19 protein-coding genes and 1 other RNA gene are annotated in these 23,603 nt (G+C 66.4%); 5 read left to right on the forward strand and 15 right to left on the reverse strand.

The features are described 5' to 3' along the window. The first annotated feature begins 227 nt into the window (after positions 1–227). Positions 228–830, forward strand: coding sequence for a cysteine dioxygenase (locus NRG74_RS07935; protein WP_257706235.1), 603 nt, complete (start codon positions 228–230; stop codon positions 828–830). Further along, a complete protein-coding gene (locus NRG74_RS07940; RefSeq protein ID WP_257706236.1) occupies positions 827–2,395 on the forward strand; it encodes a rhodanese-related sulfurtransferase in 1,569 nt (522 codons plus the stop codon). Before NRG74_RS07935 ends, NRG74_RS07940 begins: the two co-directional genes overlap by 4 nt. On the opposite strand, the gene NRG74_RS07945 is transcribed toward NRG74_RS07940, so the two are convergent. Further along, positions 2,392–3,039, reverse strand: coding sequence for an alpha/beta family hydrolase (locus NRG74_RS07945; protein WP_257706237.1), 648 nt, complete (start codon positions 3,037–3,039; stop codon positions 2,392–2,394). The genes NRG74_RS07940 and NRG74_RS07945 overlap by 4 nt on opposite strands. 112 nt (positions 3,040–3,151) lie before the next feature. Between NRG74_RS07945 and hemN the strand changes: the two genes are divergently transcribed. Both hemN and fnr read left to right on the forward strand, forming a co-directional pair. Further along, the gene (gene hemN, locus NRG74_RS07950) at positions 3,152–4,534 is read left to right on the forward strand and encodes an oxygen-independent coproporphyrinogen III oxidase (RefSeq protein ID WP_257706238.1); all 1,383 of its coding nucleotides are present in this window, start codon (positions 3,152–3,154) and stop codon (positions 4,532–4,534) included. 63 nt (positions 4,535–4,597) lie between these two features. Further along, a complete protein-coding gene (gene fnr, locus NRG74_RS07955) occupies positions 4,598–5,329 on the forward strand; it encodes a fumarate/nitrate reduction transcriptional regulator Fnr (protein WP_017639628.1) in 732 nt (243 codons plus the stop codon). Between the two features lie 44 nt (positions 5,330–5,373). On the opposite strand, the gene NRG74_RS07960 is transcribed toward fnr, so the two are convergent. The 12 genes from NRG74_RS07960 to NRG74_RS08015 form a co-directional block, all read right to left on the reverse strand. Further along, positions 5,374–7,791, reverse strand: coding sequence for a TonB-dependent siderophore receptor (locus tag NRG74_RS07960; RefSeq protein WP_257706239.1), 2,418 nt, complete (start codon positions 7,789–7,791; stop codon positions 5,374–5,376). Between the two features lie 76 nt (positions 7,792–7,867). Beyond that, positions 7,868–8,797 carry a DUF4880 domain-containing protein gene (locus NRG74_RS07965; RefSeq protein WP_257706240.1) on the reverse strand — a complete coding sequence of 310 codons (930 nt, stop codon included), beginning with the start codon at positions 8,795–8,797 and terminating at the stop codon, positions 7,868–7,870. Then, positions 8,794–9,303, reverse strand: coding sequence for a sigma-70 family RNA polymerase sigma factor (locus tag NRG74_RS07970; RefSeq protein ID WP_160923136.1), 510 nt, complete (start codon positions 9,301–9,303; stop codon positions 8,794–8,796). Before NRG74_RS07970 ends, NRG74_RS07965 begins: the two co-directional genes overlap by 4 nt. Positions 9,304–9,401: 98 nt before the next feature. Then, positions 9,402–10,001: a recombination mediator RecR gene (recR, locus tag NRG74_RS07975; RefSeq protein ID WP_017639624.1), complete on the reverse strand. Its 600-nt coding sequence runs from the start codon at positions 9,999–10,001 to the stop codon at positions 9,402–9,404. A 62-nt stretch (positions 10,002–10,063) separates the two neighbouring features. Continuing rightward, positions 10,064–10,390 carry a YbaB/EbfC family nucleoid-associated protein gene (locus NRG74_RS07980; RefSeq protein ID WP_257706241.1) on the reverse strand — a complete coding sequence of 109 codons (327 nt, stop codon included), beginning with the start codon at positions 10,388–10,390 and terminating at the stop codon, positions 10,064–10,066. A gap of 33 nt (positions 10,391–10,423) precedes the next feature. Continuing rightward, a complete protein-coding gene (gene dnaX, locus NRG74_RS07985; protein ID WP_257706242.1) occupies positions 10,424–12,400 on the reverse strand; it encodes a DNA polymerase III subunit gamma/tau in 1,977 nt (658 codons plus the stop codon). Positions 12,401–12,578: 178 nt separating this feature from the next. Further along, positions 12,579–12,860 (reverse strand): hypothetical protein, encoded by a 282-nt coding sequence (locus NRG74_RS07990; protein WP_257706243.1) that lies wholly within the window; start codon positions 12,858–12,860, stop codon positions 12,579–12,581. Between the two features lie 176 nt (positions 12,861–13,036). Then, an RNA gene (gene ffs / locus NRG74_RS07995) (signal recognition particle sRNA small type) lies at positions 13,037–13,133 on the reverse strand. A gap of 88 nt (positions 13,134–13,221) precedes the next feature. Continuing rightward, positions 13,222–14,988 carry an ABC transporter ATP-binding protein gene (locus NRG74_RS08000; RefSeq protein WP_257706244.1) on the reverse strand — a complete coding sequence of 589 codons (1,767 nt, stop codon included), beginning with the start codon at positions 14,986–14,988 and terminating at the stop codon, positions 13,222–13,224. Further along, entirely contained in the window at positions 14,985–16,106 is a 1,122-nt protein-coding gene (locus NRG74_RS08005; RefSeq protein WP_257706571.1) for a beta-glucosidase, read from the reverse strand. The genes NRG74_RS08000 and NRG74_RS08005 overlap by 4 nt, the downstream gene beginning before the upstream one ends. An 8-nt stretch (positions 16,107–16,114) precedes the next feature. Continuing rightward, complete coding sequence (gene glf, locus NRG74_RS08010; protein ID WP_093249076.1) at positions 16,115–17,293, reverse strand: UDP-galactopyranose mutase; 1,179 nt, start codon at positions 17,291–17,293, stop codon at positions 16,115–16,117. Beyond that, entirely contained in the window at positions 17,284–18,462 is a 1,179-nt protein-coding gene (locus NRG74_RS08015) for a glycosyltransferase family 1 protein (protein WP_093249078.1), read from the reverse strand. Before NRG74_RS08015 ends, glf begins: the two co-directional genes overlap by 10 nt. A gap of 359 nt (positions 18,463–18,821) precedes the next feature. On the opposite strand from NRG74_RS08015, the gene galE reads away from it, so the two are divergent. Next, on the forward strand, positions 18,822–19,910 hold the full coding sequence (galE, locus tag NRG74_RS08020; protein ID WP_257706245.1) for a UDP-glucose 4-epimerase GalE: 1,089 nt from the start codon (positions 18,822–18,824) through the stop codon (positions 19,908–19,910). 214 nt (positions 19,911–20,124) lie between these two features. Here galE and ligA read toward each other — a convergent pair whose 3' ends face one another. Next, positions 20,125–22,509 carry an NAD-dependent DNA ligase LigA gene (gene ligA / locus NRG74_RS08025; RefSeq protein ID WP_257706246.1) on the reverse strand — a complete coding sequence of 795 codons (2,385 nt, stop codon included), beginning with the start codon at positions 22,507–22,509 and terminating at the stop codon, positions 20,125–20,127. 114 nt (positions 22,510–22,623) lie between these two features. Beyond that, positions 22,624–23,523 carry a cell division protein ZipA gene (zipA, locus tag NRG74_RS08030; protein ID WP_257706247.1) on the reverse strand — a complete coding sequence of 300 codons (900 nt, stop codon included), beginning with the start codon at positions 23,521–23,523 and terminating at the stop codon, positions 22,624–22,626. Positions 23,524–23,603: the final 80 nt, after the last annotated feature.

The following is a 23,603-nucleotide window of genomic DNA, read 5'->3' on the forward strand; positions in this document are numbered from 1 at the left end:
GCGCCAGGGCGACGGGCGTTGCCCTGGTCTGCTTAGAACCTAACGTTGGGAGTCGCCGAGACGGAAATATCGATTGCGCATAACCTAATATGCACACTATGGATAACCTAAACTAAAAAATATGCGAATTATGGTTTTCAGCACAGAACCAATCGATCTAAGGTGCTGGGCGCCAGCCTTGCTTTAATGGCCGTCATCGCCCACCCGTCTCATCCGTGGAGCCCTCCATGACCCTTAGGCTCGACCGCCTGCGCCTGTTCCTGCATGACCTCGCCACCCTGGTCGACGAACACCCTGCCGAACCGCAGCTGCTGCAGCGCGGCGCCGCCCTGCTCGGCGAACTGGTCCGCCATGACGACTGGCTGCCCGAGGACTGCGCCCTGCCCCGCCCCGGGCGCTACAGCCAGTACCTGCTGCATGCCGATGCCCGCCAGCGCTTCTCGGTGGTGAGTTTCGTCTGGGGGCCGGGCCAGGCCACCCCGGTGCATGACCACCGCACCTGGGGCCTGATCGGCATGCTGCGCGGCGCCGAGACCGCCCAGAGCTTCGCCCGCGACCCCGCCGGCCGCCTGCTGCCGGAAGGCCCGCCTGTGCGCCTGGAGCCGGGCCAGGTGGAAGCGGTCTCGCCGCAGGTGGGCGACATCCACCAGGTCAGCAACGCCCATGCCGACCGCACCTCCATCAGCATCCACGTCTATGGCGGCAACATCGGTGCCGTGCGCCGCGCCGTCTATGCCGCGGATGGCCAGGAAAAGCCCTTCATCTCCGGCTACACCAATCGCCAGCTGCCCAATCTGTGGGACCTGTCCCAGGAGACCGCCACGCCATGACCGCCATCCGTACCGCCGAAGACATCCGCCAGGCCCTGCTCGCCGGCGCCGAGGTCGCCCTGCTCGACGTCCGCGAGGAGGATCCCTTCGCCGCCGGCCATCCGCTGTGGGCAGCCAACCTGCCGCTGTCGCGCCTGGAGCTGGAGGCCTGGTCGCGACTGCCGCGCCGCGACGTGGCCATTACCCTCTACGACAATGGCGAGGGCCTGGCCGAACGCGCGGCCGAACGCCTGCACGCCCTGGGCTACACCGACGTGGCCCTGCTCGACGACGGCCTGGCGGGCTGGCGCGCCAGCGGCGGCGAACTCTTCATCGACGTCAACGTGCCGAGCAAGGCCTTTGGCGAGCTGGTGGAAGCCCGGCGCCATACCCCCTCGCTGCCCGCCGAAGAGGTCCAGGCGCTGCTGGAGCAGGACGCCGATCTGGTGATCCTCGACGCCCGCCGTTTCGAGGAATACCAGACCATGAGTATTCCTGGTGGGGTCAGCGTGCCGGGTGCCGAACTGGTGCTGCGGGTGGCCGAGCTGGCACCCGATCCGCGGACCCGGGTCATCGTCAATTGCGCCGGCCGTACCCGCAGCCTGATCGGCGCCCAGTCACTGATCAACGCTGGCATTCCCAATCCGGTGGCCGCCCTGCGCAATGGCACCATCGGCTGGACCCTGGCCGGCCAGACTCTGGAACACGACCAGCAACGCCGCTTCGGTGCGGTGAGTCCGGCGACCCGGGCGACCGCCGCCGCCCGCGCCCGCCAGGTCGCCGATCGCGCCGGCGTCGCCCGCCTGCCCTTCAGCGAACTGGAGACCTGGCGCAGCGATGCCCAGCGGACCAATTACCTGATCGATGTGCGCACTCCCGAGGAATACGCCGCCGGCCACCTGCCCGGCGCCCGCTCGACGCCGGGGGGCCAGTTGGTGCAGGAGACCGATCACAGCGCCCCGGTGCGTGGTGCTCGCCTGGCCCTGGTGGACGACGACGGCGTGCGCGCCAACATGAGCGCCTCCTGGCTGGCGCAGATGGGCTGGGCGGTTGCGGTGGTCGACGACATCCCGACCGGCGCCCTGAGCGCCACTGGCCCCTGGCAGGCACCGGCGCCCACGCCGGGGCCGGTGGAGCGCATCTCGGTGACGCGGTTGCAGGAATTGCTGGCCGAGCCGGGCACCCTGGTAGTGGACGTCACCGCCAGTGCCAATTATGTGCAAAGGCATATCCCGGGCGCCGCCTGGGTGCTGCGCGCCGATCTGCCCGCAGCGCTGCCACCCGCCGAGCGCTATGTCTTCACCTGTGGCAGTGGCCAACTGGCCGCCTTCGCCGCCGTCGATGCCCAGGCCACTACCGACCGGCCGGTCCTGCTGCTGGAGGGTGGCACCTCGGCCTGGCTGGCCGCCGGCCTGCCGGTGGAAGCCGGCGAGACACAGCTCTTGTCGACTCGGCGTGACCGTTACCGGCGCCCCTACGAGGGCACCGACGCCCCACGCGAGGCCATGCAGGCCTACTTGGACTGGGAGTTCGGCCTGGTCGAGCAGTTGCGGCGGGATGGCACCAGCGGCTTCCGGGTCATCTAGCCGCTGGTCCGCACGAAGGCCGCCACCCAGGCCGCCGTCTCCACCAGCGCCTGGGAATGGCTCAGGCCGCTGCTCTTGAGCGGCTTGAGATCGTGGTCGGCAGTGGCGATCCACTGCAGCTCGATGCTTGGCGCCAGGGCATAGCCCGCCACCTCCTCCCGCGTGCCCAGGGCATCGCGCTCGCCCTGGACGATCAGGGTCGGCGTGGCCAGGGTCGCCAGGTGCTCGGTGCGCAGCCGCTCGGGCTTGCCCGCCGGGTGGAAGGGATAGCCGAGACAGATGAGGCCCGCCGCACCCAGTTCGTCGGCCAGCAGACTGGCCATCCGCCCGCCCATGGACTTGCCCGCCAGCCACAGTGGTCCGCTTTCTGCCGCGCGCCAGGTGGCGACCGTCTCCCGCCAGTGCTCCAGCAGCACCAGCGCCGGATTGGGCGGACGCCGCTTGCCCTCGGCGCGGGCCCGCGCCATGTAGGGAAAGTCGAATCTCAGGGTCCGGATCTCGCGCCGGGCCAGTTCCTCGGCCAGTTGCTGCAGGAAGGGGCTGTCCATTCCCGCGCCGGCGCCATGGGCCAGCAACAGGGTCGCCAAGGGCTCACCCGTGGGTCGGCATTCGCGAAAGCTGTCGAGGTACAACTCGTCTGCCATGGGCTACTCCTCGTCAAAACGCCAGAGCTTAACCTGGCCTTTATTGATCTGGATCAATAAAGCCAGGAGCCTGCCCCTCACACTGGGCGCCTCGAAACCACTGGAGCCCGGCATGACAGCCGCCCTCGCCTGGGACGCCGACCTCATCGCCCGCTACGATCGCGCCGGCCCCCGCTACACCTCCTACCCCACCGCCGTGCAATTCCACGACGGCATCGGTCCCTTCGACCTGCTCGGCGCCCTGCGCCTGAGCCGCCAGGCCGGACGCCCGCTGTCGCTCTACCTGCACGTGCCCTTCTGCGCCAACATCTGCTACTACTGCGCCTGCAACAAGGTCATCACCAAGGACCGCAGCCGCAGCGCCGCCTACCTCGACGCCCTGCGCCAGGAGATGATCCTCACCAGCCGGCACCTGGATGGTGCCCAGCGGGTGGAGCAACTGCACCTCGGTGGGGGCACCCCGACCTTTCTCAATCCCATGCAGCTGCGCGAGCTGATGGCCGACCTGCGGCGCCACTTCACCCTGGCCGACAGCGACCGCGGCGACTACTCCATCGAGATCGATCCGCGCGAGGCCGATTGGAGCACCATGGGTCTGCTCCGCGAACTGGGCTTCAACCGCGTCAGCTTTGGCGTCCAGGACCTGGATCTGCAGGTGCAGTTGGCGATCAATCGCCTGCAGCCCTTCGACGACACCCGCACCCTGGTGGAGGCCGCCCGCGCCCTCGACTATCGCTCCATCAACCTGGACCTCATCTACGGTCTGCCCCGGCAGACCCCGGCCAGCTTCGCCCACACCGTGGAGCGGGTCCTGGAGCTGCAACCGCATCGCCTGTCGGTGTTCAACTACGCCCATCTGCCGCAGCGCTTTCCGCCGCAGCGGCGCATCGAGGCCAGCGAACTGCCAGACCCCGCGGTCAAGCTGGAGATGCTGCAGCGCACCGTGGAGCAACTGCTGGGTGCCGGCTATCGCTACATCGGCATGGACCACTTCGCCCTGCCCGACGACGACCTGGCCATCGCCCAGGAAGACGGTACCCTGCAGCGCAATTTTCAGGGCTACACCACCCACGGTCACTGCGACCTGCTGGGCCTGGGCGTCTCCGCCATCAGCCAGATCGGCGAGGTGCTCTGCCAGAATACCCCCGACCTCGCCCGCTACCAGGAGCGACTGGGCCAGAGCGAACTGGCGGTGGCCCGTGGCCTGCGTCGCTCGCGGGATGACCGCATCCGTGGCGCGGTGATTGCCCAGCTGATCTGCCATTTTCAGCTGGATTTCGCCGCCATCGAACGCAGCTGCGAGCTGGATTTTCGCCACTACTTCGCCGACGCTTGGCCGCAGCTCGAGGCCATGGCCGCCGATGGCCTGATCCGCCTCGATGCCCGCGGCCTGCAGGTGCTGGCGCCCGGCCGCCTGCTGATTCGCGCCCTGTGCATGCTGTTCGACCGCTATCTGTCGGGCGACGACAATCAGCGTTTTTCCCGGGTGATATGACCCATGCCTGCCACGACTGCTAAAGTTAGACTTTTGGAACCAGACGAGAAGCGATCTTCCCCCATGACCGAGCCCCTCAAGCTGCGCACCGCCCAGGCCCATTGCAAGGATTGCAGCCTCGCCTCGCTGTGCCTGCCGCTGTCGCTCGATCTGAAAGACCTGGACGCCCTCGACCAGATCGTCAAGCGCGGCCGGCCGCTGGCCAAGGGCGACCACCTGTTCCGCCAGGGCGATACCTTCGGCTCGGTCTATGCGGTGCGTTCCGGCGCCCTGCGCACCAGCAGCCTGAGCGATGCCGGCGAGGAGCAGATCACCGGTTTCCACCTGCCCAGCGAACTGGTCGGGCTGTCGGGCATGGACACCGAGCGCTATCCGGTCTCGGCCCGGGCGCTGGAGACCACCACCGTCTGCGAGATCCCTTTCGAGCGCCTGGACGAACTCTCCGAGCAGCTGCCGCAACTGCGCCGCCAACTGTTGCGGGTGATGAGCCGGGAGATCCGCGACGACCAGCAGATGATGGTGCTGCTGTCCAAGAAGAGCGCCGACGAGCGCATTGCCACCTTCCTGGTCAATCTCTCCGCGCGCTTCCATGCCCGCGGCTTTTCCGCCCAGCAATTCCGCCTGAGCATGTCGCGCAACGAGATCGGCAACTTCCTCGGCCTGGCGGTGGAAACCGTGTCGCGGGTGTTCACCCGCTTCCAGCAGAGCGGTGTGCTGGCGGCCGAAGGCAAGGAAGTACGCATTCTCGACTCCGCCCGCCTCTGCGCCCTCGCGGGCGGCCAACTGGAAGGTTGACGGCGTGCGCCTGCCGCTCAGCCACCGGCAGGCGCCCTGCCCCGCTAGAAGCTGTAGCTGACCGTCGCGGTCACGTTGCGCTCTTCGCCGAAGTAGCAGAAGTCCAGGCTGTAGCAGGACGCCACATAGTCCTTGCCCATCAGGTTGTTGGCATTGACCCGCGCCGTGAGCCCCGGCATCCCCAGCCGGGTGAAGTCATAGGCCAGCATGGCGTCCACCAGGGTGTAGGCCGGTACCTTGCGGGTGTTGGCCTTGTCCGCCCAACTGGTGCCCACGTAGCGCGCGCCGGCGCCGACGCTGAAGCCCGCCAGGAGCCCCGCCAGCTCGTATTGCCCCCACAGCGAGGCCTGGTGCCGCGGCGCCTGGTTCGGCGTATTGCCCTGGGTGCCGTCCAGCGCCTGGGTGTACTCGATGTCGGTGAAGGTGTAGCTGCCCAGCAGCTTGAGGCGCTCAGCCAGCTGCAGATGGCCTTCCAGCTCCAGGCCACGGGAGCGGATCTCGCCTACCGAGGAATAGAAGTCTTCCTGCGGCAGCTTGGTCGCCACGTTTTCCTGGGTGATATGGAACAGCGAGGCGGTGTAGAAGCTGGCGCTGCCCGGCGGCTGGTACTTCAGGCCCAGCTCCCACTGCTTGCCCTCGGTGGGCTCCAGCGGATTGCCCGCCGCATCGTTGTAGGCATTGGGATTGAAGGAGGTGGAATAGCTCAGGTAGGGCGCCAGGCCATTGTCGAACAGATAGAGTGCCCCGGCCCGCCCGCTGGCCTGGCCGCGGCGCGCGCTGCTGCGCGAACCCGCCAGACGATCCTCGATGCCGATCTCCACCCAGTCCTGGCGTAGACCCAGGGAAAAGCGCCAGCGATCCAGCTCGATGAGATCCTGCAGGTAGACGCCGGTCTGCGCCAGCTCGCGGCGGTATTCGCTGCCGGGGGAGAGGGTCACCTGACCGCCGTAGCTGGGCGCGAAGGCGTCCAGCGGATCCGCCGTGCCACTGGGCCAATCCACATGGGTCCAGCGACGCTGGTAGTCCAGCCCGGCGAGCAGGGTGTGCCGACTGCCGGCCCAGTCGAAGTCCGCCTGGACCAGATTGTCCAGGGTATAGGCGTGCAGGTTCTCGCGGCCGCCGGAGTAATAGCGATTGAGCAGGTTGCTGTCGCCAACATAGCCGTAGCCATAGACCTGCTCCAGTTCGACCCGCGACTTGGCGTAGCGGAAGTTCTGCCGCGCGCTCCAGACGTCGTTGAATCTGTGCTCGAACTGATAGCCGACCATCTGCTGGGTGCGTTCGAATTTATCGTGATCGGGCTCGCCGTCGAAGAAATGGTTGCTGATGTAGCGACCATTTCTTCGATAGAGACTGCCCTCGGCCGGTACCCCGCTGTGGTAGCCACCGTCCGGGTCCTTTTGCAGATAGGCCTGCAGGGTCAGGGTGGTGTCATCGCTAAGGTCGATGGCCAGGCTGGGCGCCAGGGCATAGCGCTCTTCTTCCACGTGGTTGAACTGGGTATCGCTGTGCTGAGCGAGGCCCACCAGGCGATAGGCGATACGCCCCTCCTCGTCCAGCGGCCCGCCGAAATCGAAACCGGCGCCGTGCTGGCCGAGGTTGCCCAGGGTGGCCTGGACCTGGTGATAGGGCTGGTACAGCGGCTTCTTGCTGGTGAGCGCCACCAGGCCGCCCGGCAGACTGCGGCCATAGAGCACCGAGGCCGGCCCTTTGACCACGTCGATGCGCTCGAGAAAGTAGGGATCGACCTGCAGCGAGCTGAAGGTGCCGCTGTCGCCCATGGTCTTGAGGCCGTCGAGAAAGACGTTGTCGACGCTGTTGTCGGCGAAGCCGCGCATCACCACATAGTCATAGCGATTGGACGCGCCGATCTGGCCGGTGAAGATGCCCGGGGTGTACCTCATGGCCTGCTGCACGGTCTTGGCGCCCTGGTCATCGATCTGCTCGCGGGTCACCACCGAAACCGACTGGGAGGTTTCCAGCAGACCCTTGCTGGTCTTGGTGGCCACGTCGCTATGGGTCGCCAGGTAGCCATCGGTCTCGCCCAGGGCATTGCCCAGGGCGAAGCCGGTCACCGTGGTCTCGCTGAGAGACGTCACCCCGGTCGCGGCCGCCGACTCCAGGCGATAGCTGCCATCGGCCTGACGCACCGCCTGCAGGCCACTGCCCTGGAGGATCTGCTGGAAGCCCTCGGCCGGTGTGTAGCGGCCCTGCAGCCCCGGACTGCGGCGACCCTCCAGCCCCTGGGCGGGGGCCGACAGCAGTACCCCGCCCTGGGCGGCGAAGGTGCTCACTACCGTGGCCAGGCTACCGGCCTCGATGCGGTATTCCTGGGCAATGGCGGCAGCCTGGGCCAGGCCATGGGGCACCGCCAGGCCAGTGACACCCAGCGGTACGGTCAGGGCGAAGGCGCGCAGGGCGCGGCGCAGGGGATGCAGCGTGAAACGGGTAGGGCGATGCATGGAGGGCCTCGAAACAGGGATCGTTTCCCCTAAGCCCCACGAGAACGTCAAAGGGGAACCGTCGGCGGCAGTTTTTTCAGGCGGGCACGATCTGCACCCACCAGGGCAGGCGCCGCTCCACCCGCACCGGCAGGCTGTCGGCCAGCGCGGCCAGGGCGCGATCGGTGTCAGCCAGGGGATAGCTGCCCACCACCCGCAGGTGCGCGACCGTGGCGGTACAGGTCAGCAGGCCCGGGCGATAGCGCCCCAGCTCCGCCACCAGGGCCGCCAGCGACCAGTCATCCACCACCAGCCGCCCCTGGCGCCAGAGCTGCCGCCCCGGATCGACGCGACCCAACGGCTGCACGGCGGTAGGCGTCAGCAGGGCCTGCCTACCTTCCGCCAGGGTCTCCGGCCTGGCCTGGCGTGGCAGCAGCTGCAGAGCACCGCTGTAGGCCGCGACCTCCAGACCGCGGTCACGCGCGCGGACCGCGCAGCAGCCCGCACCGAAGCGCACCCGACCCGGCGTCGCCTCCAGCACCGTGGGCGTGGTTCCGCCGCGGCTTTCGAACAGCGCCTCGCCGCGCAACAGCCGCCAATGGTTCGCAGTCTCCTGCGCCAGCTGGCTGTCGGTGTTGAGCCAGACGCGTACCCCGGCCGCCAGATCGAAGGCGCGCATCTCGCCGACCGCCGTGCGCAAAGTGGCGCCCTGCCCCAGGCGCCAGTCGTCCGGCCGCGCCCAGCCCAGCGCCAGACCACCCAGGGCCAATCCCAGCACCTTGAGCGCCCGCCGTCGTCCCAGGGATTCGCGCCGCGTCAGGGCCATCCGCCCGGACGGAGGCAGACCGCTGAAGCGGGCGCTGATCTCCTCCACCCGCGCCCAGGCCACGGCGTGGCGACTATCCGCCTGTAACCAGCGCTCCCAGGCCCGCTCGGTGGCTGGATCCACCTCGTCGGCGGCGAGTTCGGCGAACCAGTTCGCCGCCTCTTCCAGAGGTCCGCCCTGGCTGGGTGTGAGAAGACTCAAGAAACCAGTTCCAGGCAATGCAGCATGGCCTGGGCCATGTACTTCTTGACCATCCGCTCCGACACGCCTAGACGCCCTGCGATGACGGCATAGGTGAGTCCTTCCAGCTGTGCCAGCAGAAAGGCCTGGCGCACCCGGCCAGGCAGGCGGTCGAGCAGCGCATCGAGTTCGGTGAGGGTTTCCAGGATGAGCGTCTGGGCTTCCGGCGAAGGCTGTACGGCTTGCGGTCGCGCGGCGAGTGCTTCGAGATAGGCGCGCTCCAGGGCCTGGCGCCGCCAGTGGTTGGCCAGCAATCCCTGGGCGATGGTCGCGAGGAAGGCACGGGGTTCACGCAGCCGTTCCAGCTCTCCTTCCCGGGCCAACAGCCGGACGAAGGTGTCCTGGGCCAGGTCGGCCGCCTGCCCCAGGCAACCCAGCCGCCGCTGCAGCCGCTCGCGCAGCCAGCCGTGGTGGTCCAGGTAGAGGGTCCGGATATGTCCGTGCCGGTCGGACTCGAGCGTCTGCATCACCATCCTCGGAAGCAGCTGACTTCCGAGGATGATAATGCTTCTCGATCACAAGATACAGGCCTGTTGCCCTTTCAAGGCGACGGGATAGCGTCGCGCTAGAGCGAGATCGGCTTGCGCCCGGCAAAGGCGTGGGTCAGGGTGCCGCCGTCGACCAGATCCAGCTCGCCACCCAGGGGCACGCCATGGGCGATCCGCGAGATGGTCAGGCCCTTGGGCGCCAGCAACTGGGCGATATAGTAGGCGGTCGCCTCGCCTTCCACCGTGGGATTGGTGGCGATGATCATCTCCTGGAAGCCCCCTTCGCTGACACGCCGTTCGAGCTCGGGCACGCCGATGGCGTCCGGGCCCAGACCGTCGATGGGCGACAGGTGCCCCTTGAGCACGAAGTAGCGTCCGCGATAGCCGGTCTGCTCCACGGCGAAGACATCCATGGGGCCTTCCACCACGCAGAGCAGGCTGTCGTCGCGCCGAGTATCGGCGCAGAAGCCGCAGATCTCGTCTTCGCTCAGGGTGCGGCAGCGTTGGCAGTAGCCGACCCCTTCCATGGCGGCGTTGAGGGCACTGGCCAGGCGCAGGCCACCCTGGCGTTCGCGTTCGAGCAGTTGCAGGGCCATGCGCTGGGCGGACTTCTGGCCAACACCGGGCAGGACCCGGAGCGCATCGATCAATTGGCGAATCAGGGGACTGAAGCTCATGGACTACCGTACTGGAAGGCGGGAGAAACGGGTGTCCGACGGACACCCGCTATTGAAGCGTCTTAGAAAGGCATCTTGAAGCCGGGCGGCAGCTGCATCCCGGAGGTCATGCCGGACATCTTGTCCTGGCTGTTCTGCTCGATCTTGCGCACGGCGTCGTTTACCGCGGCGGCGATCAGGTCCTCGAGTATTTCCTTCTCTTCCTGCATCAGGCTGTCATCCAGGCTGACGCGCTTGACGTCGTGTCGGCCGGTCATGACGACGCTGACCAGGCCGGCGCCGGATTGCCCGGTCACTTCGGCGTTCGCCAGCTCTTCCTGCATCTTCTGCATCTTTTCCTGCATCTGCTGGGCCTGCTTCATCAGGCCGGCCATGCCACCTTTCATCATGTCTGCTACCTCGAACTATGAATGGAAAACCGGTCAGGCTTGGGTGTCGACCGGCTCGATGGTACCCGCGCGCACCGTGGCGGCGAACTGTTGCATCATCTGGCGGATGAGCGGGTCGTCCTGAATGGACTGCTCCGCCTGCCGCTGCCGCTCCGCCCGGCGCCGCGCAGCGGCCTGGGCGGGCGTCTCCTGCTCGGGGGTCTGGATGGTGACCTCGAGCGTGATGGGTCGTCCCTGCTGCTGATTCAGCGCATCGTTGAGCCGGCGCTGCTGGTTGGCGTTGAACAGGGCGCTCTGCGCCGGATCCAGGTGCAGGTGCCAACGATCGCCGTCCACCGCCACCAGGGTGCAGTTGGCCGCGATGCTGGCGGTCAACCCGCCCAGCTTGAGGTCGGGGAACAGCGCCTGCCAGTCGGCAGCGAGGCCCGTGGCCGGCTGCACCGCCGGCGTCGGCGCCGCAGCGATTTCGTCGTCAGCCGGATCGCCAAGGCTGTCGAGATAGTCGTCCAGCCCCACCTCGTAGTAATCCTCGGCCGGCGGCGGCTCTTCGTCACCGTCCAGATCGTCACCGGAGGTGTCCGCAGGCAATTCGGCGATCACCGTGGCTTCAGGGGTAGCCTTGACCTGGGGGGTCGGCAGCGCCTGGGATGCGACCGGTGCACCGACTGCCTCGACCGGAGCCGAAGCCGCCTTGGTCGCCACGGGCGCAGGATCCTCCCAGGGGAGATCCACCAGCTCTTCTATTGGGGTGGTATTACTCACCATCGGCGTTGCCTGGACAGGCGCAGGGGGCGTCTCTTGCACTGGAGGGCGCGCAGGCGCAGCCGCTGCCGGAACCGCCGCGGCCACCGGACGGGGGTTGGAGTCAGCCGTGGCCGGGCTGGCTCCCGTCGTCTTTAGTGCCGGTCGCTCGGCAATCGCCGCACCGGCAGGCCGGAAGGCCAGCATGCGCAGCAGGACCATCTCGAAGCCGTGGCGTGGGTCGGGCGCCAGCGGCAGATCGCGCCGGCCCACCAGGCCCAGCTGGTAGTAGTACTGGACATCTTCCGCCGGCAGCGTCTGCGCCAGGGTCAGCACCTGCTCGCGATCGCCCTGGCCATTGTCCACCGCATCGGGCAGCACCTGGGCGATGGCCACGCGGTGCAGCACATTGAGCAGCTCGGCCAGCACCCCGCCCCAGTCGGGGCCCTGCTCGGCCAGATGACGGACCGCATCCAGCACGGCACGACCATCCCCTTCCAGCAGGGCCTGGAGCACGTCGTAGACCTGGCCATGATCGAGGGTACCGAGCATGGCGCGCACGTCGGCGGCGAGTACCTTGCCCTCGCCAAAGGCGATCGCCTGATCGGTCAGGCTCATGGCGTCGCGCATGGAGCCATCGGCCGCACGACCCAGCAGCCAGAGGGCATCGTCCTCGAAGGGAATGCTCTCCGCGGCGAGTACGTGCTGAAGATGGGCAACGACCCGCTCCGGCGGCATGTTCTTCAGCGAGAACTGCAGGCAGCGCGAAAGGATGGTGACCGGCAGCTTCTGCGGATCGGTGGTGGCGAGCAGGAACTTGACGTGGGGCGGTGGCTCTTCCAGCGTCTTGAGCAGCGCATTGAAGCTGTGGGTAGAGAGCATGTGCACCTCGTCGATGAGGTACACCTTGTAGCGACCGCGGGACGGTGCGTACTGCACGTTCTCCAGCAGCTCACGGGTGTCTTCCACCTTGGTGCGACTGGCGGCGTCCACCTCGATGAGATCGACGAAACGGCCTTCGTCGATCTCGCGGCACACCGAGCAGGTGCCACAGGGCGTCGAGCTGATGCCGGTCTCGCAATTCAGGCACTTGGCCAGGATCCGCGCGATAGTGGTCTTGCCCACCCCGCGGGTGCCGGTGAACAGATAGGCGTGGTGCAGCCGCTCGTTGTCCAGCGCATTGATCAGCGCCTTGAGCACATGGGTCTGGCCGACCATTTCGCGGAACGACCGCGGGCGCCATTTGCGCGCAAGAACCTGGTAACTCATCGAGACCTGATCAGGAGAAGACGTGAGGGGAGCACATGCTAACGAAGAGGGGCCACGAATGCATCCCGCGGCGTGGCATCGGAGGGATGCCGTGCGGGCTGCGGCTACCTCCCTAGATGAAGGCGGCCAAGCGGCTTTTCAAGCGATCAGGAGGGAAAGCGCCAGCGAAAAAGCCGTTTCAGGCACGCAGGCAGTGGTCTTCGCCATCGGCCAGGACCACGCTGGAGACGTAGGCTGCCAGGGCATCCAGCTGGCCACGCAGTCGGGTCACGGTGGCGTTCATCTTGAAGGGATTGCTTGCCTCCTCGTTGGTCAGGTCGATCCTGATCAGCAGCAGGGGCTCATTGGGATGGTAGATGTGGGCGATCAACGTCGCCGCGGTATCGCGTCGGCAATCGATGCGATAGGGATGGAGACCATTGCTGAGGGCGCGTCCTGCGCTTTCGAGTCCGTTCTTCACGATGAATCCTTGGACATTTGTCCAGTAATGATGAGACGGCGCGCATGATGGCATAGAGCCATGAACCAAAACAGTGCATTTCGTCACGAAAGCCCTGTGGAGCGGTTAACCAGGCAGTGCGAGCAGAAGGAGGGAAGAAGGCAGGGAGAAAAAGCGGAGGGCAGAAATGGAGGTGGCCCCGCCAGCCACACCCCGGCACACGACATCACCGCTGCGGCTGCTCCCTTCCGGGCCTGACCGGGTTCACGGTTGATCGTTGCGGGGGGACCGACAGAGCCACCATAACGCCTCACCCTGAGGTGAGGTGCATCATTCTACGCGGTTGGGGCGAAGTTGCAAGCCATACAAGGACTTAGGTTCGCTAGGGTGCTGCCTGCAGGTCCCAGAGCGCGGCGAAACTGCCCTCCCCCTCGCGCAGCCGCTGCGGCGGGCCGTCCTCGACGATGACGCCCTGCTCCAGCACCAGGATGCGGTCGAAGCCGGTCAGGGTGGATAGCCGATGGGCCACCGCCACCACGGTGCGGCCCTCCATCAATTCCAACAGTGCCCGCTGGATGACCGTCTCGGAATGGCTGTCCAGCGCCGAGGTGGCTTCGTCGAGGATGAGGATGGGCGCATCCTTGAGAAAGGCCCGGGCGATACCCAGACGCTGGCGCTGACCACCGGAAAGCAGCACGCCGCGCTCGCCAACCGGGGTGTCGTAGCCCAAAGGCAACTCGCGGATGAAGTCGTCGCAATAGGCGTGGCGGGCCGCCGCCTCTACCTCGACGTCGCTGGCTTCCGGACGGCCATAGCGGATGTTCTCGCGAATGCTGCGATTGAACAGCGCGGTCTCCTGGGGCACCACGGCGATGCGCTGGCGCAGGCTGTCCTGACTGACCGTGCGGATGTCCTCGCCATCGATGCAGATCCGTCCCCGCTGGACATCGTCGAGGCGCTGCAACAGCCCGATCAGGGTCGACTTGCCGGCACCCGACGGCCCCACCAGCCCGATCTTCTGGCCGGCCGGCACCTCCAGATCGAAACCCTGGAACACCTGCCGCCCATAGGGATAGCGATAGTTCACGCCCGTAAAGCTCAGGGCGCCGCGCGCCTGGGTCAGGGGCCGCTCGACATCACTCTGGCCGTGGGGCTGGATAAGGATGCGCAGCGTTTCGCCGATGGCGCCCAGTTGCTGAGTGGTGTCCACCAGCGCCAGGGCCAGGTCACGGGAGCCGTGCAGGATGCGAAAGGTCAGGGCACTGACCATGACCACGTCGCCGGCGGTGATGCTGCCGCGGCTCCACAGTGCGATGGCCCAGGCCAGCATACCGCCGGCCATCAGCGACAGGCAGGTGTCATGGAGTACCCGGGCCTGTTCCAGATGCATCCAGCTGCTGCGCTGGGCACGCGCCTCGACGCCGATGGCCTGGGCCAGTCGCTGCACCTCGCGCTCCCGGGCGGAAAAGGCCTTGATGGTCCAGACGTTCTGCACCAGGTCCACCAGCTCGCCGCCGACATGGGCCGACTGGGCGGCGAAGCGCTGGTGCCGCGCCCGCCCGCGAATGCCGAAGGCGGTGATCACTAAGGCCACGATCAGCACGAAGGCCACCAGCGCTCCGGCCATGCGCAGGTCCACGGTGCAGAGCACCACCACCGCGCCGATGAAGTCGACACAGGGCGGCATGATCTTCCAGGCCAGGCCGCCGTAGATGGCCCCCGCGGCCGCTCCGGTGGCGGAGATGCGATTGCCCAGGGCCCCGGCGAAATGCTGGGAGAAGTAGTGCATCGGATGGCCCGTGAGATAGCGGAACAGATCGACGCGCAGATCGGCGCAGCTGGCCACCACCGTACGGCAACCCAGCCAGCCACCGCTGCGCCAGAACAGGTTCTCCAGCACGATCAGCGAGATGAACAGCCAGAAGGGTCCCCACACCGCCGCCCGGCGAGCCGGATCGGCCATGGCATCGACCAGCAGCTTCATGCCGTATTGCACCGCCACCGCGCAGGTCGCCGCGCCGACCACCAGCAACAGCAGGCCGCCGAAGTGCCAGGGTCGCAGGCGGACATAGCGCCAGAGAAAGCCGCCGACCCGCTCCGGCAGGGGCCATTCGGCGCGCCGCTGCTCGCGGCGCCTGGCTGCGCTCATCGCCCCTCTCCGCCTGCCAGTATCTGGCGTTGGCGCTGCAGGACCTCGGCCAGGGGCTCGTGCAGCGCCCGGCGCCCTGCCCCGTCGGCCATGCCGAACAGCCCGGTGGGACAGAGGCGATCATCGTCCCAGCCGGGATAGTCGAGCACCGGATACAGGCAGATGCCCTGCACCGGCACGCCCTGGCGCAGCGCCCGCCCGACCTGATCGGCGACGTGTTCCAGCCAGGCGGCCCGCGCCGGACCTTCGGCCCCCGTCTCGGCGATCAGCAATGGCCGGCCATAGCGCTGGTGGACTTCGGCCAGCATCCCCTGCAGGGGTCGATAGGCCGGATCGTCCGCCGCCAGGGTACCGCCGTCCAGATACCACTGGTTGTCGGAGTAGTAGTTCAGACCCAGGATGTCCAGGTAATCGGGGCGACCGCCCAGGCCGGGCCACTGACGCCCGCAGAGCAGGTCCCAGGCCTCGAACTGGGCCTGGCGATAGGCCTCCGCGGCCTGGCGCTGCTCGGGGCGGCGCGCGGCGACATGGATGAGCGGATCGATGGCAAGGAACCGCGCCTCGGGCAACTCGTCACGAATCGCCTCGATAGCGGCGATGCTGGCGCGCACCAGTTGATGCTTGAGCTCCTGACCGCGGCCTTGGGCGGTGGGATTGAACAGACCCTGATCGCCGCCGGCCCAGGCCCAGTAGGAGATCTCGTTGATCGGCGCCAGGCAGGGATGGGTCTCGCCCTCCTCGCGCAACAGCCGGGCGAAGGCGGCGGCATAGCGGGCGAAGGCATCGACGAAGGCCGGTCGCCAGATATCCAGGTGATCGGGCCAGCCATAGTGACAGAGGTCCCAGATGACCTGGACGTTAGCCGCCCGCGCGGCACGCACCTGCGGCAGGACACTCGACCAGTCATAGCGCTCGGCCAGGGCCTCCACGCGGTGCCAGCGAACGCCGTCGCGCACGGTGCGCAGGCGCTGGGCGGCCACCGCGCGATAGTCTTCCGCGGCCCAGCGATCATGGCCAGTGCTGGCGAGCAGATCCAGGCGTCGGCCATCGGCGCGTCTATGGCTGGAGCATTCGAAGCCGGCCATGAAGAAACTCTGGAAGGGCGAGCGCTCGGCCATCACGTCTTTCATGGTGCCTGCCGTGCCAGGCTTTCGTGATGTTCGGCGCTCTCCCCCGCCGCCGGCCCCAGTTCCGCTTCCTCGATGCGCTTGTAGGCGGCCAGCGCCTGACCCACGACTTGGTCCATGTTGTAGTAGCGATAGGTCCCCAGGCGGCCGATGAAGACGACATTGGGTGTCGCCTCGGCCAGGTGTTGGTAGCGCCGGAAGAGCTCGGCGTTTTCCGGGCGTGGAATCGGATAATAGGGCTCGCCTTCCGCACTGGGATATTCGTAGGTCAGGCTGGTGCGCTCGTGCGTCTGGCCGGTGAGGTGCTTGTACTCGGTGATGCGGGTGTAGGGCACCGCTTCGCTGGGATAGTTGACCACCGCCACCGGCTGGAAGCGCGGCGTATCGCGCGTCTCGTGCTTGAAGGTCAGGGAACGATACGGCAGGCGACCGAAGCGATAATCGAAGAATTCGTCGATCGGTCCGCTGTAGACCAGATGCTCATGAGGGATCAGTTCACGGATCTCACGGTAGTCGGTGTTCACCATCACCTTGATGTTGGGATGATCCAGCATCCGTTCGAACATGCGGGTGAAGCCGTGCAGGGGCATCTGCTGGAAGGTGTCGCCGAAGTAGCGATCGTCGGTGGTGGTTCGGGTCGGTACCCGCGCCGTCACCGAGCGGTCCAGTTGCGACGGATCCAGGCCCCACTGCTTGCGGGTATAGCCGCGAAAGAAGGTCTCGTAGAGTTCGCGCCCGACCTGGTTGATCACCACGTCCTCGGAGGTGCGGATGTCCTCGACCGGCTCGGCGCGGGCGGCGAGAAAGGCTTCGGCGCCCTGCTCGTCCAATTCCAGACCGTAGAGGCGATTGAGGGTGGTCAGGTTGATCGGGATGGGCACCTGTTGACCCGCGACGTCGGCCAGGACCCGGTGCTCATAGGGCCGCCACTCGGTGAAGCGTGACAGGTAGTCGACGATGCGCTGGGAATTGGTGTGGAAGATGTGCGGACCATAGCGGTGCACCAGCACCCCGGCATCGTCATAGTGATCGTAGGCATTGCCGCCGATGTGCGGGCGCCGATCCACCACCAGCACGCGCTTGCCCAGTCCTGCGGCCAGCCGCTCCGCCAGCACGCTGCCGGCGAAGCCAGCCCCCACGATCAGGTAATCGAAACGCTCCAGCGCCGTTACCGCCATTGGATCTTCTCCCGCATCAGGTTACAGGTGCTGTCCCAGGACATCCCGGTCAGCAGGGCATCGGCGCGCGCCAGAAAGGCTTCGCGCTGGTCTTGACTGGCCAGGGCCGCCTCGCAGGCGGCGACAAAGGCCTCGGCGCCTTCGGCGATCCAGACCACACCGCTGTCGCCGTAGGTGCGCACCACATCGGTGATGGGGGTCGACACCACCGGACAGCCTCCGGCCAGGTATTCGGGCGTCTTGGTCGGGCTGATGAAGCGCGTCGCCTCGTTCAGCGCGAAGGGCATCAGGGCCACGTCCCAGCCAGCCAGATAAGCCGGCAACTCGTCATAGGTCTTGCCGCCCAGGTAATGCAGATTGGGCAGCTGCGGCAGGCTGGTCGGATCGATCTTGACCACCGGGCCCAGGATCACCCACTGCCACTGGGGACGCAGCTGCGCTACCGCGGCCAGCAGGTCGAGATCCAGACGCTCGTCGATCACGCCATAGAAGCCCAGCCGCGGTCGCGCCAGACCGGCCTGGTCTGCAGGCTCCGACAGGGCCGCGCGAGCCTGACCGAAGTGCGCCACGTCCACGCTGCTGGGAAAGGGAAAGACCCGCGGATGGCGGTCACGCTTGGCCTCGTAGAGGCTGTAGCCCCCGGTAAACACCAGATCGGCGCGCTGCAGCAATTCCCGCTCCCGCTGCAGCAGGGTCGGGGGCGCGCCGCGAAAGGCCGAGAGTTCATCCATGCAGTCATAGACCAGGGTCTGCGCCGGGATCTCGCCGGCATAGTCCAGCGCCATGGGCGTGAAATACCAGGCCACTGCCACCGGTTGCCGCAACTCCTGCAGATAGGTTTGCAGCAGTTCCTGCTGGGCGCAGGCTCGGGCTTCCGCGGAGAGGCCGCGAGGCAGATGCGGCACCAATACCCGCACCCCGTTCTCTTCCACCCGCACCTCAAGGTGCGACCGGCCATCCGTGGCATCCAAGGGCTCTTCGCAATAGAGCACGTTGTAGTGCTCGGCGAAGCGCACCATCTCGTGCTGCGGACGCTGGTAGACGAAGCTCCAGCGCAGATGGGCCAGGCATAGCAGCAGGGGCCTGGCAGGATCCAGGGGGCGCTCCGCAACGCGCGCGGGCTGTTTGGTCTTGCCGATCGTTTCGGTATGGGGGCCGGCCCAACTCATGGTGTGCTCCTGTGAGATCGAACGCCTGGCCGAGCGCGGCAAAACAGCCGCGCCCCGGCCGGCACCTTGGCAACTTGCAAAACGTCCAGAGACCGTCCCGAAGGTATCGGCAGGCTGACTGCGCGATATCGAGCAACGTTATCGACTTATCCAACTGGCAAGGGTTCATAACTTTGTCGATGAACTCCCGCTTCGCTAGAACCAATATCTTCATTCACCTTCAGAACAACGTCTACTCGATGAATTGGCATAACTAACGCTTCGCTCGACAAGAATTAAAGCGAAGCGTTAGTTGCACTCGAGCCTGAACGAAACAGTTATTTCGAATTAATAGCTACAGGTTTGGCGAGGACGGTTGCATGTTGATGATCACGGGCGGCGCAGGCTACATAGGTTCTCATACGACGCTGGAGCTGCTCCGTGCGGGCCACGAGGTGGTGATTCTGGACAACCTGGTCAACAGCCGCGTAGAGGTCGTGCAACGCCTTACCACGCTCGCCGGGCGGGCGCCTCTCTTCGTGCGCGGGGACGTCCGGGATCGCGCCCTCCTGGATCGGCTGTTTCAGGAGCTGCCGATCACCGGGGCCCTGCATTTCGCCGGCCTCAAGGCGGTCGGCGAAAGCGTGCAACACCCCCTGCGCTATTTCGACAACAACGTCGGCGGTACCCTGGTGCTCTGCCAGGCCATGGCCGCCGCCGGAGTGCACCAGCTGGTCTTCAGCTCTTCCGCCACCGTCTACGGCCACTGCATTCCACCCATCAGCGAAAGCTGCCCAACCGCCGAGCCGACCAACCCCTATGGCCAGTCGAAACTCATGGCCGAGCAGGTGCTGCGCGGGCTGGCCGGCGCCGATCCGCGCTGGTCCATCGCCGTGCTGCGCTACTTCAACCCCATCGGCGCCCATCCTTCCGGACTGATCGGCGAAGACCCCCAGGGCACCCCCAACAACCTGGTGCCCTATCTGCTGCAGGTGGCCAATGGTCGCCGGCCCTGGCTGGACGTCTACGGCGACAACTACCCGACGCCCGATGGCACCGGCGTCCGGGACTACATCCATGTCCAGGACCTGGCCCGCGGTCATCTGGCGGCGCTGAACGCCCTGGCCCGACGCCCGGGCGTCTCGACCTGGAACCTGGGCACCGGACGCGGACATTCGGTCAAAGAGGTGGTGGCGGCCCTGGAACAGCAACTGGGCCGCGACATCCCCTGTCACTTCGCCCCGCGACGCGCGGGCGACGTGGCGCAGTGCTGGGCCGATCCGGAAAAAGCGTGGCAGGAACTGGGCTGGCGCGCCGAACGCAGCCTCGCCACCATGCTGGAAGATGCCTGGCGCTGGCAGTCGCTCAATCCCCATGGCTATCGCCAGACGACCAAGGCGGCCATCGCTGTGGAAGAAGTTTATGAGAAAGAACAACGTGCGAGCGAACCCGCCACGCGCTCCGCTTGAACCTAGCAATTATTCTGGCCGATAAATAAGGCTTCGCTTAAACCAAGCGAAGCCTTATTTTTTCAGTCATTGCCTTGGCACTGCCTTAAAGCAGTTTTTAAACGAAGCGAAAACCATGGGCACGTCTTTATTACCGCTTCGTTATAACCAACAACGCCTGCAATTATTGGCAGAAGGAGTGAAGATCAGACCCTTGCTGGTCTGATCCCTGGCACTAGCGGACGCCTTGCGCCTCGAGGATCTGCAGGAAGGCATCCTCGTCCAATACCTTGACCCCCAGCTCGTTCGCCTTGGTCAGCTTGGAACCCGCCCCCGGCCCGGCCACCACCACGGCGGTCTTGGCCGATACCGACCCCGACACCTTGGCGCCCAGGGCTTCCAGGCGCTCCTTGGCCGCATCGCGACTCATGGCCTCCAGGGTTCCGGTGAGCACCCAGGTCTGACCGGCGAAGGGTAATCCCTGTACAACCTGGCGCGTGCTTTCCCAATGCATGCCGAAGGCCTTGAGCTGGGCCTCGATGGCCAGGGTATTGGCCACCTTGTCCGCCTCGGCGAAGTATTCGCGCAGCCCCTGCTTGGCCCGCTCGTTGAGGCCGGACAGGGTCTTGAAGGTCAACCAGTCCTGGGAGCCTTCGATCAGCGCCGCGAGCGTGGGAAAGGCCGTGGCCAGGGTCTTGGCGCCGGTCTTGCCGAGATAGGGAATGTGCAACTGGTCGAGGAAATCGGCGAAGGCGGCGTAGCCGGAGAATTCGGCGTGCACCTCGCCCTCGTCGGCCAGCTCGATGCCGTTGGCCAGCAGCGCCTCCAGGACGTCACGGTTGTGCGCGGACTGGAAGAAGTTATGGATCTCGAAGGCCACCTCCGGCCCGATGTCCGGCAAGTAGACCAGCACCTCGGGCAGGGCCTCGCGGATACGCTGCAGGCTGCCCAGGGCGCGCGCCAGGCGCTTGGCGGTCTCCTCCCCCACTTCGGGGATGCCCAGGGCGAAGATGAAGCGCGCCAGCGCTGGCCGGCGGCTGGCCTCGATGGCGGCCAGCAGGTTGCGACTGGACACCTCGGCGAAGCCTTCCAGTTCGACCACCTGCTCATAGGTCAGGGTGTAGAGATCGGCCGGCGACTTCACCAGCTCGCGGTCCACCAGTTGCTCGACGATGCGATCGCCCAGGCCGTCGATGTCCATGGCCCGCCGCGAGGCGAAGTGGATGATCGCCTGCTTGAGCTGGGCCTGGCAGGCCAGGCGCCCCACGCAGCGATAGACCGCGCCCTCGCTCACCGACTCCTTGCCCTTGCCGCGCTTGATCAGCTGGGTGCGCTCCACCGCAGAACCGCATACCGGGCAATGGGTGGGGATCTCCACCGGCCGGGCATCCGCTGGCCGCCGCTCCGGTACCACCTGCATGATCTGCGGGATGACGTCCCCGGCGCGGCGCACGATCACGCTATCGCCGATCATCACCCCGAGGCGGGCGATCTCATCCATGTTGTGTAGGGTGGCGTTGGTCACGGTGACGCCCGCCACCTGTACCGGCTTGAGCCGGGCGACCGGGGTGATGGCCCCGGTGCGCCCTACCTGGAATTCGACATTGAGCAGCTCGGTCAGCTCTTCGCGAGCGGGAAACTTGTGCGCCAGCGCCCAGCGCGGCTCGCGCGCGCGAAAACCCAGCTCACCCTGCCAGTCGAGCCGGTTGACCTTGTAGACCACGCCGTCGATCTCGTAGGCCAGCGCATCGCGCCGCTGGCCGATGTCCTCGTAGTAGGCGCGGCAGCCTTCCGCGCCCTGCACCTTGCGCAACTCGCGGCTGATGGGGATTCCCCATTCACGCAGCCGCTGCAGGATGTCGTACTGGGTGTCCGGCAGCGCCCCGCCCTCGACCCGCCCGAAACCGTAGCAGCAGAACTCCAGCGGACGTTGGGCGGTGATGCGCGAATCCAGCTGGCGGAGGCTGCCAGCGGCAGCGTTGCGCGGATTGGCGAAGGTCTTGCCGCCGCTTTCCATGGCCCGGGCATTGAGCGCCTCGAAGCCGGCGCGGGACATGAACACCTCGCCGCGCACCTCCAGCACCGCCGGCCAGCCCTCGCCTTGCAGGCGTAGCGGAACGTTGCGGATGGTGCGCACATTGGCGGTGATGTCTTCCCCGGTGGTGCCGTCGCCGCGGGTGGCGCCGCGGGTCAGCACCCCTGCCTCGTACAGCAGGCTGACCGCCAGGCCATCGAGCTTGGGCTCGCAGGTGTACTCGACGCCCGAATCCGGCCCGGCGAAGTCGGTCTCGCCGAATTCCTCGCGCAGGCGCTTGCCAACGCTGCGGTCGAAGTCCTGCAGATTCTCATCGGCGAAGGCGTTGCCCAGGCTGAGCATGGGCACCTCGTGGCGGATGGTGCCGAAGGCGGCCAGGGCCGCGCCGCTGACCCTCTGGGTGGGCGAGTCGGGCGTCACCAGTTCGGGATGCTCGGCCTCCAGCGTCTTGAGTTCGCCGAACAGCCGGTCGTACTCGGCATCGGGCACGCTCGGCTCGTCCAGCACGTAATACCGGTAGTTGTGGGCGTCGATCTCGCTGCGCAGGGCGGCGATCCGGGTGACGGCATCTTGGGCGTCGGTCATGGCGGTCTCTCACTGTCGCCACCCAGGGGTGGCCCTGGCGCCACCAGCGGCGCCGCTACAAGGATTACAAACAAAAAGAGCAGCCGAGGCTGCTCTTGGTTCGCTCCGGCGCGATCAACGCTTGAGCATCAGGCTCTTGCGTTCGAAGTCGACGATGCGCTGACGATAGTGCTCGATGGTCTGGGCGGTCATGACGCTGCGCTGCTCGTCCTTCAACTCGCCATTGAGTTCCGACGAGAGCTTGCGCGCCGCAGCGACCATCAGGTCGAAGGCCTGCTTGGGATGGCGCGGACCGGGCAGGCCCAGGAAGAAGCTCACCGCGGGGGTGTGGAAGTCGTCGATGGCGTCCAGGTCGAAGGTACCCGGACGTACGGCATTGGCCATGGAGAACAGCACCTCGCCATTGCCGGACATGCTCTCGTGACGATGGAAGATGTCCATGTCGCCAAATCTCAGCCCGCTTTCGAGGATGTTCTGCAGCAGTGCCGGACCGGAGAAGCCCTTCTCGTCACGGGAGATGACATTGATCACCAGCACCTCGTCCACCGGCGCCATGGCCGCCTGACTGTTGCCACTGCTGCTGACGGGTTCGCTGACCGACTCACGCTCGGGCGCCTTGCTGCTCAGCGGCTTTTCCTTGCGCGGCTTGTCGCGACCACGAGTCACGACTTCATCGGAATCGGCGGCCAGGCCTGCCAGGCTTTCATCGCTGGACAGGTCGAAGCTGTCGGCACTGGGTTCTTCACGGCGTTCTTCACGACGCTTGCGCTGCGTGGAGCGCGGTGGCGTCGGCTCGCCCGGATCGTCCAGGGAAGGCTCCTTGGGTTCTACCACCCGCGTCGGACCGACGATTTCCGGATCCTCGTCCTCGTTTTCCGGCTGATTGTTCAACGACTGGTCAAGTTTGAACTTGAGCTTGCCCTTGCCGCTCATGCGACGCCAACCATCGAACAGAATACCGGCAATGACGATGACGCCGATGATGATCAGCCACTCGCGCAGACCCATATCCATGAAAAAGACATACCCCTGTGAAAATAATGGACCGACACCCGTCGGGAAACTTTGGAAAGTCGACGCTTGCGAGGTCTTTC

The organism is Pseudomonas oryzihabitans (assembly GCF_024652905.1).
GTDB classification, from domain to species: Bacteria; Pseudomonadota; Gammaproteobacteria; order Pseudomonadales; family Pseudomonadaceae; genus Chryseomonas; species Chryseomonas benzopyrenica.

Coding starts and splice junctions, on each gene's coding strand:
- NRG74_RS07935 (WP_257706235.1), top strand. CDS start 228: ATGACCCTTAGGCTCGACCGCCTGCGCCTGTTCCTGCATGACCTCGCC.
- NRG74_RS07940 (WP_257706236.1), top strand. CDS start 827: ATGACCGCCATCCGTACCGCCGAAGACATCCGCCAGGCCCTGCTCGCC.
- NRG74_RS07945 (WP_257706237.1), bottom strand. CDS start 3,039: ATGGCAGACGAGTTGTACCTCGACAGCTTTCGCGAATGCCGACCCACG.
- hemN (WP_257706238.1), top strand. CDS start 3,152: ATGACAGCCGCCCTCGCCTGGGACGCCGACCTCATCGCCCGCTACGAT.
- fnr (WP_017639628.1), top strand. CDS start 4,598: ATGACCGAGCCCCTCAAGCTGCGCACCGCCCAGGCCCATTGCAAGGAT.
- NRG74_RS07960 (WP_257706239.1), bottom strand. CDS start 7,791: ATGCATCGCCCTACCCGTTTCACGCTGCATCCCCTGCGCCGCGCCCTG.
- NRG74_RS07970 (WP_160923136.1), bottom strand. CDS start 9,303: ATGCAGACGCTCGAGTCCGACCGGCACGGACATATCCGGACCCTCTAC.
- recR (WP_017639624.1), bottom strand. CDS start 10,001: ATGAGCTTCAGTCCCCTGATTCGCCAATTGATCGATGCGCTCCGGGTC.
- NRG74_RS07980 (WP_257706241.1), bottom strand. CDS start 10,390: ATGATGAAAGGTGGCATGGCCGGCCTGATGAAGCAGGCCCAGCAGATG.
- dnaX (WP_257706242.1), bottom strand. CDS start 12,400: ATGAGTTACCAGGTTCTTGCGCGCAAATGGCGCCCGCGGTCGTTCCGC.
- NRG74_RS08000 (WP_257706244.1), bottom strand. CDS start 14,988: ATGAGCGCAGCCAGGCGCCGCGAGCAGCGGCGCGCCGAATGGCCCCTG.
- NRG74_RS08005 (WP_257706571.1), bottom strand. CDS start 16,106: ATGGCCGAGCGCTCGCCCTTCCAGAGTTTCTTCATGGCCGGCTTCGAA.
- glf (WP_093249076.1), bottom strand. CDS start 17,293: ATGGCGGTAACGGCGCTGGAGCGTTTCGATTACCTGATCGTGGGGGCT.
- NRG74_RS08015 (WP_093249078.1), bottom strand. CDS start 18,462: ATGAGTTGGGCCGGCCCCCATACCGAAACGATCGGCAAGACCAAACAG.
- galE (WP_257706245.1), top strand. CDS start 18,822: ATGTTGATGATCACGGGCGGCGCAGGCTACATAGGTTCTCATACGACG.
- ligA (WP_257706246.1), bottom strand. CDS start 22,509: ATGACCGACGCCCAAGATGCCGTCACCCGGATCGCCGCCCTGCGCAGC.
- zipA (WP_257706247.1), bottom strand. CDS start 23,523: ATGGATATGGGTCTGCGCGAGTGGCTGATCATCATCGGCGTCATCGTC.